Raw genomic sequence first — 8,428 nt, 5'->3', positions numbered from 1 at the left:
TACTCGGGTCACCCGGTCGCCGCGGCCGTCGCGGTCGCGAACCTGAAGCTGCTGCGCGACGAAGGGATCGTCGAGCGCGTGAAGAACGACATCGGTCCGTATTTCCAGCGCCGGCTGCGCGACGCGCTGGGCGACCATCCGATCGTCGGGGAGATTGCGGGAACGGGGCTGGTCGCCGGCGTTCAGCTTGCGCGCGACCGCGGCCGGCGTGAGCGATTCGGTGCGGATGTCGATATCGGCACGATCTGCCGCGACTTCTGCTTCAACGGCAACCTGATCATGCGCGCGACCGGCGACCGAATGCTGCTGTCGCCGCCGCTCGTGATTCGCGAGGCGGAGGTCGACGAGATCGTCGACAAGGCGACGCGCGCGTTCGACGCGACGGCGGAGCGAGTGGGGTAGTCGCGCAACGATTGACGCGACGCGCGTGCGGCCGCAATCATGCGGCAGCGCGGTGCGTCATTATCGACGGAGATTCGATGAATTCCGGCGGGCCGGATAGGCGTGAGGTTCTGGCGACGCTGCCTGGCGTTCCCGGGTCGGCCCTTGAGGCCGGCCCGATCGCTGGAAAGCGGGCAGCGCGTCACCTGGATGTGAAATAACGACGGACCGGGATTACGCGTGCGCGAATCGCTGCCGCTCGAAATCCATGACGAGCGCTACCGAAGAGGCGATATCCATCGTTCCCGTTTCAACGACGAGATCGGGAGCGGTTGGTACTTCGTATGGATCCGAGATGCCGGTAAATCGCGTCGTCTGGCCGGTGATCGCTCTTGCATAAAGCTGCTTCGGATCACGTGCGGAACAAGTTGCAATATCGGTTTTCAAGTAGACCTCGACGAACCGGTCCGCGCCGACAATTTGCCGTGCCCGCTGCCGGTCGGCTTCGTAAGGCGAGATCAGGGCGACGATTACGGTAAAGCCCTGGGTATTGAGCAATTTCGCGATTTCGGCGGTGCGACGACAGTTTTCGGTGCGATCTTCCCGCGTGAAGCCGAGATCGGGAGAAACGCCCGCCCGCAATTCGTCTCCGTCGAGTATGCAGGTCGGAATATTGCGCGCGCGCAACTTCCCGGCAATTTCGCGCGAGAGGGTTGACTTGCCGGCGCCGCTCAGGCCGGTAAGCCACAGGGTGCAGCCGTTCTTCTGTGGTGACATGGGTGTGAAATTTCTATCGCCAGCCCACCATCGCAAGTCATGCCTGAATGCGATGCCGATTCGGCTGGCAGTTATATGGCGTAACGATTCTATGCATCCGGATTTCTACAAATGTTACTAAACAGTTACCAAAAGTTACACTGGTAATTTTCGTTTTTTTTCGTGCTGAAAGCCTGGTGATGGTTTGAATATATGTCTGAACTTTGTGCGGAAGCTGGACCTGCAGGTCAGATAAAGGCGCCGGCAATGGCAGCGAGCATGCTGATCGAGTTCGAAGCAGTGGATGCGTGCCGGGGGAGGGGCGAGCGGGTAGTGAATGCCGAGTACCAAAACGAAAAGGGCCTGCGTCGTGAGACGCAGGCCCTTGAATTCTTTGGTGGGCGGTACTGGGATCGAACCAGTGACCCCTGCCGTGTGAAGGCAGCGAGCTATCTGGATAGGGTATGGATGCCTGTGCGTGGTCAGGCGCCATCCCTAAACCTGTCCAAACAAAGAGGGCGAGCGCGCCTGTGACGCTGGCCGCGCGTAGGCTGCTGAGTGCTCTTTGCCAGACCGAAGCACGGTCCGCGTCTAGTTGACTTTCCACTTCCGCGAGCGTTTCCAGCGGCGGCAAACCGGCCACCTCGGCCATCAACATGATGTCCGTCGCGGACGGCTTGCCCGTCCCCTTCTTCCACTCGCTGATGCGGCTCTGAGGCTTGCCGATAACTTCCGCTAGCGCGCCTAGCGAACCGGTCGACGACCGTGCCTGCTCAATCAAGTCAGAAATGTTCATACGATAGCTCTTGACAATTTACGGTTGCCGTAAATACAATTTACGCATGTCGTAAATTTACGTAATTCGTGAATTCGCGCAGTCTATCAGTCTGACGAGAAAGGTAAACCCCGCGCTGACGGGGGCAGATCACAGCCAAACGGGGGTAGGTGGTGCCGAAATACCAAGTTCATGCCTACACGCAGTGCGGTCACAACCGCGTTGCCGTCATCAATGTGAGCGCCCGGAGTGTCGACGGTGCTCGCGACAAGGCCCGCGCCGCTCTGGATCGGGCAGGCCGCAAACCGGCTTTCTGCACGTTGGTCCCGGTGGAAGTCTCCCAGCCTCGCAACCCGTTTCCCCTGTAGTGCGCCGCGTTGACACTCACCCTCGGATGACGCGGTGTTTTGTGGACGGCTGACCTAGCGTCCACCTTTTTCGAGTTCTAGCGCGTTCGTCGCGCATTGTGTTGGAGCCTGAACGGCTCTATTCATTGTAAATAGCAGTCCTAAATTAAAGGTACCGTGATGAGCAAGCAAAAGTTGACCATTCTCCAAGTGATCCAGCGCGGCGGCATTTCGAAGCGCACCGGCCAGCCGTGGGAAATCCACACGGCGCAATGTGTGCTGGAGCAGGAGAGCAGCGACGGAAAGCAAATCCTCGTAGGCACGATCAATCTGCCCGCTGCACTGAAAGACTCTCCGACTGGCGAGTATCTCGCTGAATTCGCCCTGCAACAGTCGATGGAGGGCAAGCTCGAACCGCGCATCGTGTCGCTGGTGCCGTTTGGTCGACCCACGGCTAAGGCTGCTGCCTCCGCCGCTTCGTAATCCGTCAAGGAATCCCGGCTGTTCGCAGTTGGCCCGCGCGAACGGCTCCCTACACCCGGGCTAGAACCTGAGAGAGAAACAACATGAAGAAACTGTTTGCAGCAGCAGCTACGACGATCGCAAGCGCGGGCGCATTCGCGGCGGACGCGGGTACGCCGACGATGGACGTGACGTCGGTCGTGACCGCCATCAATGGCATTGGCCCGAACATCGTTCTCGTCGGCGGTGCGGTGCTCGCGCTGGCGGCGGTGACGTTCGGTTACCGCACGGTGCGCAGCTTCATCGGCCGCTGATCGAGCGGCGCGATAGGCCCCCGGTATGCCTTGGCACGCCGGGGGCTTTTTCATTGGAGAGGATATGGCGCAGGGTATCGACGTAGTGGTATGCGGCGCTGCCTCCGGTTCGGTGGCGACTGGCGCTCAAGTGCCGTGTACGTTGTCGGACGGTTCGCCGGGGGTGCAGCAGGTCGCGCACCTGACACTAGTCAGCGACGGGGCAACCGGCGATGCGCCTGTCTCGGGTGGCATCGAAGCGGGTATGGCGGTCGGTAGCGCGGTGCTTCTGGTGCTGGCGGTCGCGTTCGGCCTGCGCGCGCTGCGGCGCTTCGTGGATTCCGCTTCGGAGAGTTAATCGTGATCCAGTACTACATCGAATTCGCGGTGACTGTCGTCACCTTGTACACGGCCGGTTTGATCTTGATGTCATGAGGCTAATTCACCTTCTCATCGTGGCGCTGCTGTTCGCTTCGCTGGCGACGGCGAATGCGGCTGGTCCGGCGCCGGCACCTAAGGCGCTTGTCCGCTTTGACACGCGCGGGAATGTCGTGATGGAGCCGGGTACGACTGCCAAACCGGCGGGGCCACTCGATCGCATCGTTGAGGCGACTGGAGCGACTACGCCAGTTGATCGCGTTGTGGTTGAGACGGAATCGCGTTCTGCGATGCAGTTATCGGGAGTGATTGCCGCGACTGAGGCGAAGCGGGGCTATGACGTCTTGGGCGCGGTGGCTGAGGCGACGGTGAAGCATATGAACACGATCACCGGCGTGGGCGGGACGATGGCGGGCGGTGTGGCGACAGCCGCTTGCGCGTTGGAAAGTGGATTTTTGGGTGTTGCCGCGTGCGCAGCGATCGGCTCTGTTGTTGGCTCGTCCGTGCAGATTGCGCTTGGTGGCTTGATTCGCTGGTTATTCCCAGCCAAGCCGTCGACGAACGTGTCGACGTCTTCGGGCGCCCGGGCTGGAAAGCTCGTGCAAGGACAACCTGCGTGGGTTGCGAATAACTGCGGTGGTGGCGTTAGGATTCAGGGCGCTACCCTTAAGTTGGTGCAGCAGGCTTGCATGCAGAATTCCTATAAGAGCTTTGCGGATTCGGGGCAACCGTTTGTGCACTTTCAGGACCTCGGTTGTGATGAGGGGGAAGGCACCTGCACGGTGCGGCGACACGGTGTGTATCCCGATCCGCTTGACTACACGTTTGTTGCCCTTCCGGGGGCTGCCACCGTTTCGTGCGATACGGGAATGGCAATCTCGGGCTCATGTGTGTCGCCCGGTCCTACGGGTCCTACGGAGCAGATTTCCGTAAAGTCGGCGGTCGAGCAATTGCCTAAAAGCGATCTCGCTGCGCCGGTGAACCCGAAGATCGTCGCAGCGCTCGCTAACGAGCTATGGAAGCAGGCAAGCTCCCTGCCCGGTTATCAGGGCGTGCCGTACGATCCGACATACCCGGTTACCGAAGACGATGTGAATGCTTGGAATCAGCGGAATCCCCAGTGGGTTCCGAACGTAGGCGAGTTCTCGTCCGTGAGTCCGGGCGCGGGCGGTGGATCGATGGGATTTCCGGTGCCGAACGGTAATCCGGGCGCTGGTACGAGTCCCGGTACCGGCACGAACCCCGGTACTGGCACGAACCCCGGTACCGGCACGAACCCCGGTACCGGCACGAACCCCGGCACCGGCACGAACCCCGGCACCGGTACGAACCCCGGTACCGGTACGAACCCCGGTACCGGCACGGACCCCGGCACCGGCACGGACCCCGGCACCGGCACGGACCCCGGCACCGGTACGAACCCCGGCACCGGCACGAATCCGGGAGACGGTGGGAAGCCGCAACCGTCGCCCGATCTATGCGCCTTGCATCCTGACGCGTCCGGTTGTGCACCCCTCGGTAGTGCGAATGATGTTGACGTGAAGCACGATTCGAAGGGCGTTTCTTTGTCGCCGATCTCGATCGGCCTAAACAGCGGCGTTTGCCCGCAACCTTACGAAGTCGATGTGTTCGGCGGGCATCTCTCGTTCAGCTATCAACCGATCTGCGATCTAGCGGTGCGGTTGCGGCCGTTGGTGCTCATGTTGTCGGCGCTCGGCGCGGGTCTGATCTTCGTTATGGGGCTTATGGCATGAGTTGGGCGACCTTGCTTGTATCGCTGGTTGGTCCGATCGTCACGCGCGTATTGGTGGCGCTCGGAATCGGCTTCCTGACCGTAACCGGTATCGATTTGGCGCTGAATCAGGTCATCCAGTGGATGACGGCGAGCGTCGGTGGATTGGCCGCTGATATCGCGAACGTGCTGGCGCTCGGCGGCGTAGGCGACGGAATCGCGTATGTGCTCGGCGGCTTGTCGGCCCGCGTGTCGTTCTACCTACTCACGTCCACAACGAAAATGGTGTTCAGCAAATGATCACGCTGGTTACGGGGGTGCCGGGTAGCGGCAAGACGCTGTATGCGGTGTGGCTCCTGACGAAGCTGGCAAAGGGGCGTCGCGTGTTGGTGGACGGCATTCGTGATCTTGCCGTTGAGCACGTCGAGATTGACGAGCCGTGGCTGCGGCAATGGCATGTGAACGCACAGGCCCACGACCTGATCGTCATCGATGAGGCGCAGCGCATTTACCCGCCGACGACGGCCAGTCAGAAGCCGACGCCGGATGTTGAGCAACTGCACGTCCATCGGCATATGGGCGTGGACTTCATCATCATCACGCAGCATCCGCAGCGGATCAGCAAGACGGTGCGCGATCTCGTCGGCCGACACGTTCATGTGCGCAACCTGTTCGGCCTCAAGCGCGCGATGCTGTACGAATGGGATCACTGTCACAACCCAAGCAGCCTGAAAGATGCAGTGAAGCGCCAATGGTCCTATCCGCGCGAGGTTTTCAAGCTCTATACCAGTGCGGAAGTGCACACGAAGAAACAGGCAGTCATACCGAAAGCGCTGTTTGTTATACCGGTCGCGGTGGTCGTCTTCGTCGTGCTGGCCGTGAAGATCTATCACAAGACGCATGAGGGCTTCGGCGTCGCGCCGGAAGCGACGGTAGCCGGGCCGGTTGCGTCATCGCAACCTGCGACTGCGCCGCGTCCCGCTGATGCGAACAAGTCGGCTGAGTGGCGGGTAGCAGGGCGCTACGCGGTGTCCGGGATGTCCTTTGTCGTGGTGGCGGCGGCGGACGGCCGGTTGCGTGCGGTTCCGTCGTCCGAATTTCGCGGCGAGGGGGTGCGGCTGGTTGGCGATGTGGACGGCAAGACGGCAAGCGGGTGGACCGGCGTGCAAGGTGGAAAAACAGAACAAAACGGGGGTATGCGATGAGGCGATGTGCTGCGCTGCTTGGCGCGTTGATGCTGTCGAGTGGTTGGGTGCATGCGGCCGGCACGGTTCCGCCGTTGCCGACCCTGCCGGCTGATCCGGGTTTGGCCGCCGCGGTATCTGCGTCGCCCCTGCCTGCGCAGCAGCCGCTCACGCCGCTTAAGCACGTTCGCGGGACGGCGTTCGATCTGCGGTTCGTCACGGTGGCGCAGGTGGTTGACCTGATCTATCAGGACGCGATGCGCACGCCTTACGTGCTCGGTCCCGACGTGCTGACCGACACACGCCTTGTGTCATTCCGCCTGGACGACCAGAGCCGCGACGTGCGCGAAGTGATGGTGGATTTCCTCGATTCGCTCGGCTTTCAGGTGGTCCTCAAAAACGGCGTCGATTACGTGATGAAGAAGCCGGGCGCCGTGCTCGCGAAAGCGGATCGCGATGTGTACGTGTACAAGCCGCGATACAGGAAGGCGAGCGAGTTACGCGAACTGGTCGAGCCGTTGATTGGTGCACGTTCGATGTTACCGCCCGTATCCGTCGGCCCGGTCGCCGGTGATGCTGTTGGTGCGGTACAGGTGCCGGGCGCGCCGGCCGCGATGCCAAATAGCGGGCCGTTCGTTCAACCGGTCGCGGGTGGTGTTCAGGCGCGTGGCAGTGATCTAGTTATCGTCGGCTCGCGTGATGAGGTCGCGTTGCTACGCAAGGTGGTTCCTGAGCTGGACACGGCCCCCGGCGAGGTGGTGGTGCGTGGCTGGGCGTATGAGGTGACCAACACTGATTCCGCCAATTCGGCGTGGAGCATTGCGGCGAAGGTGCTGGGCGGCCAACTGCGTATCTCGAGTGGCGACACGTCATCCGACTCGAGCGCAGTGCGATTCACAGGGCCGGGTATCGACGCGGCGATATCCGCGCTCAACGCCGATTCGCGATTCAAAGTCATAAGTTCGCCGCATGTGCGGATCGCGTCGGGTGAGCGTGTGCGCCTGAACGTCGGGCAGCAGGTGCCGACGCAATCCAGCGTGAGCTATCAAGGGTCGAGCGGCACGCCGGTTCAGTCGATCACGTATCAGGACGCCGGGTTGATTTTCGATGTTGAGCCAACCGTGATGCGTGACGTGATCGAGCTGCGCGTGCATGAGGAAATCTCCGATTTCGTCACGACGAAAACCGGCGTCGATACGTCGCCTACGAAGAATACGCGTCAGTTACAGACCGTCACACGGCTGACGGATGGCGAGGTCGTGGTGCTGGGCGGGCTGATTCAGGATCGGAATGCGACGGCGCGTAGCGGTTACGCGTGGCTGCCGAGCTTTCTTGATGGTCGGTCAAGCTCGAAGCAGCGGACGGAGGTTCTGTTGGTTCTGCAGGTGCAACGGATTTGATCGCGGTCGGCGGATCGATGCGGTCGAGGAACGCCGATACCTGAAGGTACGAGCATGCCCCGGCCCCCAGCGCGATTGCCGCGATTTTGAGTGGCGAAAGCGTGGATATGGCGACGGCGGCTGTGGGGGCGGGCTGTGCGGGTGGTGCGGTTGGCGTGGGCGCGCTGTGCGACGTATGGCCCTGCTGCGCACGCTTCTCCTTCTCCTTGTATTCCTCGCGATACCAGTCTCGGTCGTACATGCTCATCTGTGGCCTCTCGGTAGTTTTGTGGGTGAGATTGTAAGGCGGTGCGGCGCGACGGGCGGCGTCCAGCGTCAGGAGTGTCCGGCCGGGATCGCAGCGACGTAGGGCGGCGGCCTGATTGCGGAGTTGTGGCGGTTGTCGCGCGGCTCAGCGCGGCCTGCCGGACCGAGTAGCGGGTGCTCGCGATCGGGTGTAACGAAGGCGCGGCAGGGAAACGCCCTCTCTCCTGCAAGCCCGCTGCTGCCGATGCGGTTTCGGCGCGATAGGCAAGGGCGTGGGCGGTTGCAGGTAGACGGGTGGGGGTATGGCTGCGGGCGGCTCGCCCAGCGCAGCAGAGCGCGCCGGGCGGGGGGCGCGCCCCCCCCCCCCCCAAAAAAAAAAAAATAAAAAAAAAAAAAAAAACAAAAAAGAAAAACAACCACCCAAACACCCACGCCGCCCATACCAAAAAAAACAATAAAAAAAAAAAAAAAAAA

11 protein-coding genes are annotated in these 8,428 nt (G+C 61.5%); 9 read left to right on the top strand and 2 right to left on the bottom strand.

Going from position 1 to position 8,428, the window contains the following annotated elements:
- The coding region (locus tag ACPUER_RS35340) for an aminotransferase class III-fold pyridoxal phosphate-dependent enzyme (protein WP_425133399.1) at positions 1 to 402 on the top strand (402 nt) is incomplete at its 5' end.
- A gap of 213 nt (positions 403 to 615) precedes the next feature.
- Here the strand turns inward: ACPUER_RS35340 and cysC are convergent.
- Together cysC and ACPUER_RS35330 are read right to left on the bottom strand one after the other, a co-directional pair.
- Positions 616 to 1,158 carry an adenylyl-sulfate kinase gene (gene cysC, locus ACPUER_RS35335; RefSeq protein ID WP_425133398.1) on the bottom strand — a complete coding sequence of 181 codons (543 nt, stop codon included), beginning with the start codon at positions 1,156 to 1,158 and terminating at the stop codon, positions 616 to 618.
- A gap of 37 nt (positions 1,159 to 1,195) precedes the next feature.
- Complete coding sequence (locus ACPUER_RS35330; RefSeq protein ID WP_425133397.1) at positions 1,196 to 1,933, bottom strand: helix-turn-helix domain-containing protein; 738 nt, start codon at positions 1,931 to 1,933, stop codon at positions 1,196 to 1,198.
- Between the two features lie 506 nt (positions 1,934 to 2,439).
- Between ACPUER_RS35330 and ACPUER_RS35325 the strand changes: the two genes are divergently transcribed.
- The 8 genes from ACPUER_RS35325 to ACPUER_RS35290 all read left to right on the top strand — a co-directional run.
- Positions 2,440 to 2,742: a cellulose synthase gene (locus ACPUER_RS35325; protein WP_124596560.1), complete on the top strand. Its 303-nt coding sequence runs from the start codon at positions 2,440 to 2,442 to the stop codon at positions 2,740 to 2,742.
- Between the two features lie 83 nt (positions 2,743 to 2,825).
- Positions 2,826 to 3,035, top strand: coding sequence for a major capsid protein (locus ACPUER_RS35320; RefSeq protein WP_425133396.1), 210 nt, complete (start codon positions 2,826 to 2,828; stop codon positions 3,033 to 3,035).
- Positions 3,036 to 3,099: 64 nt separating this feature from the next.
- Positions 3,100 to 3,372, top strand: coding sequence for a hypothetical protein (locus ACPUER_RS35315; RefSeq protein ID WP_425133395.1), 273 nt, complete (start codon positions 3,100 to 3,102; stop codon positions 3,370 to 3,372).
- A 73-nt stretch (positions 3,373 to 3,445) separates the two neighbouring features.
- Positions 3,446 to 5,146, top strand: a complete 1,701-nt coding sequence (locus tag ACPUER_RS35310; protein ID WP_425133394.1) for a virulence factor TspB C-terminal domain-related protein — start codon at positions 3,446 to 3,448, stop codon at positions 5,144 to 5,146.
- Positions 5,143 to 5,424, top strand: a complete 282-nt coding sequence (locus ACPUER_RS35305; RefSeq protein ID WP_045600462.1) for a DUF2523 domain-containing protein — start codon at positions 5,143 to 5,145, stop codon at positions 5,422 to 5,424. The genes ACPUER_RS35310 and ACPUER_RS35305 overlap by 4 nt, the downstream gene beginning before the upstream one ends.
- Positions 5,421 to 6,329: a zonular occludens toxin domain-containing protein gene (locus tag ACPUER_RS35300; protein WP_425133393.1), complete on the top strand. Its 909-nt coding sequence runs from the start codon at positions 5,421 to 5,423 to the stop codon at positions 6,327 to 6,329. The genes ACPUER_RS35305 and ACPUER_RS35300 overlap by 4 nt, the downstream gene beginning before the upstream one ends.
- The gene (locus tag ACPUER_RS35295; protein WP_425133400.1) at positions 6,326 to 7,708 is read left to right on the top strand and encodes a type II secretion system protein GspD; all 1,383 of its coding nucleotides are present in this window, start codon (positions 6,326 to 6,328) and stop codon (positions 7,706 to 7,708) included. Before ACPUER_RS35300 ends, ACPUER_RS35295 begins: the two co-directional genes overlap by 4 nt.
- Positions 7,709 to 8,248: 540 nt before the next feature.
- Positions 8,249 to 8,428 (top strand): hypothetical protein (locus tag ACPUER_RS35290; protein WP_425133392.1); only part of this gene is annotated, 180 nt, incomplete at its 3' end.

The sequence above is a fragment of the Burkholderia sp. DN3021 genome (genome assembly GCF_049805555.1).
In the GTDB taxonomy this organism is placed as follows: Bacteria; Pseudomonadota; Gammaproteobacteria; order Burkholderiales; family Burkholderiaceae; genus Burkholderia; species Burkholderia pyrrocinia_C.
This window is presented reverse-complemented; position numbering and strand designations above follow the sequence as displayed.

Excerpts from the sequence above, each read along its gene's own strand:
- cysC (WP_425133398.1), bottom strand. The coding sequence starts at position 1,158 with ATGTCACCACAGAAGAACGGCTGCACCCTGTGGCTTACCGGCCTGAGC.
- ACPUER_RS35330 (WP_425133397.1), bottom strand. The coding sequence starts at position 1,933 with ATGAACATTTCTGACTTGATTGAGCAGGCACGGTCGTCGACCGGTTCG.
- ACPUER_RS35325 (WP_124596560.1), top strand. The coding sequence starts at position 2,440 with ATGAGCAAGCAAAAGTTGACCATTCTCCAAGTGATCCAGCGCGGCGGC.
- ACPUER_RS35320 (WP_425133396.1), top strand. The coding sequence starts at position 2,826 with ATGAAGAAACTGTTTGCAGCAGCAGCTACGACGATCGCAAGCGCGGGC.
- ACPUER_RS35315 (WP_425133395.1), top strand. The coding sequence starts at position 3,100 with ATGGCGCAGGGTATCGACGTAGTGGTATGCGGCGCTGCCTCCGGTTCG.
- ACPUER_RS35310 (WP_425133394.1), top strand. The coding sequence starts at position 3,446 with ATGAGGCTAATTCACCTTCTCATCGTGGCGCTGCTGTTCGCTTCGCTG.
- ACPUER_RS35305 (WP_045600462.1), top strand. The coding sequence starts at position 5,143 with ATGAGTTGGGCGACCTTGCTTGTATCGCTGGTTGGTCCGATCGTCACG.
- ACPUER_RS35300 (WP_425133393.1), top strand. The coding sequence starts at position 5,421 with ATGATCACGCTGGTTACGGGGGTGCCGGGTAGCGGCAAGACGCTGTAT.
- ACPUER_RS35295 (WP_425133400.1), top strand. The coding sequence starts at position 6,326 with ATGAGGCGATGTGCTGCGCTGCTTGGCGCGTTGATGCTGTCGAGTGGT.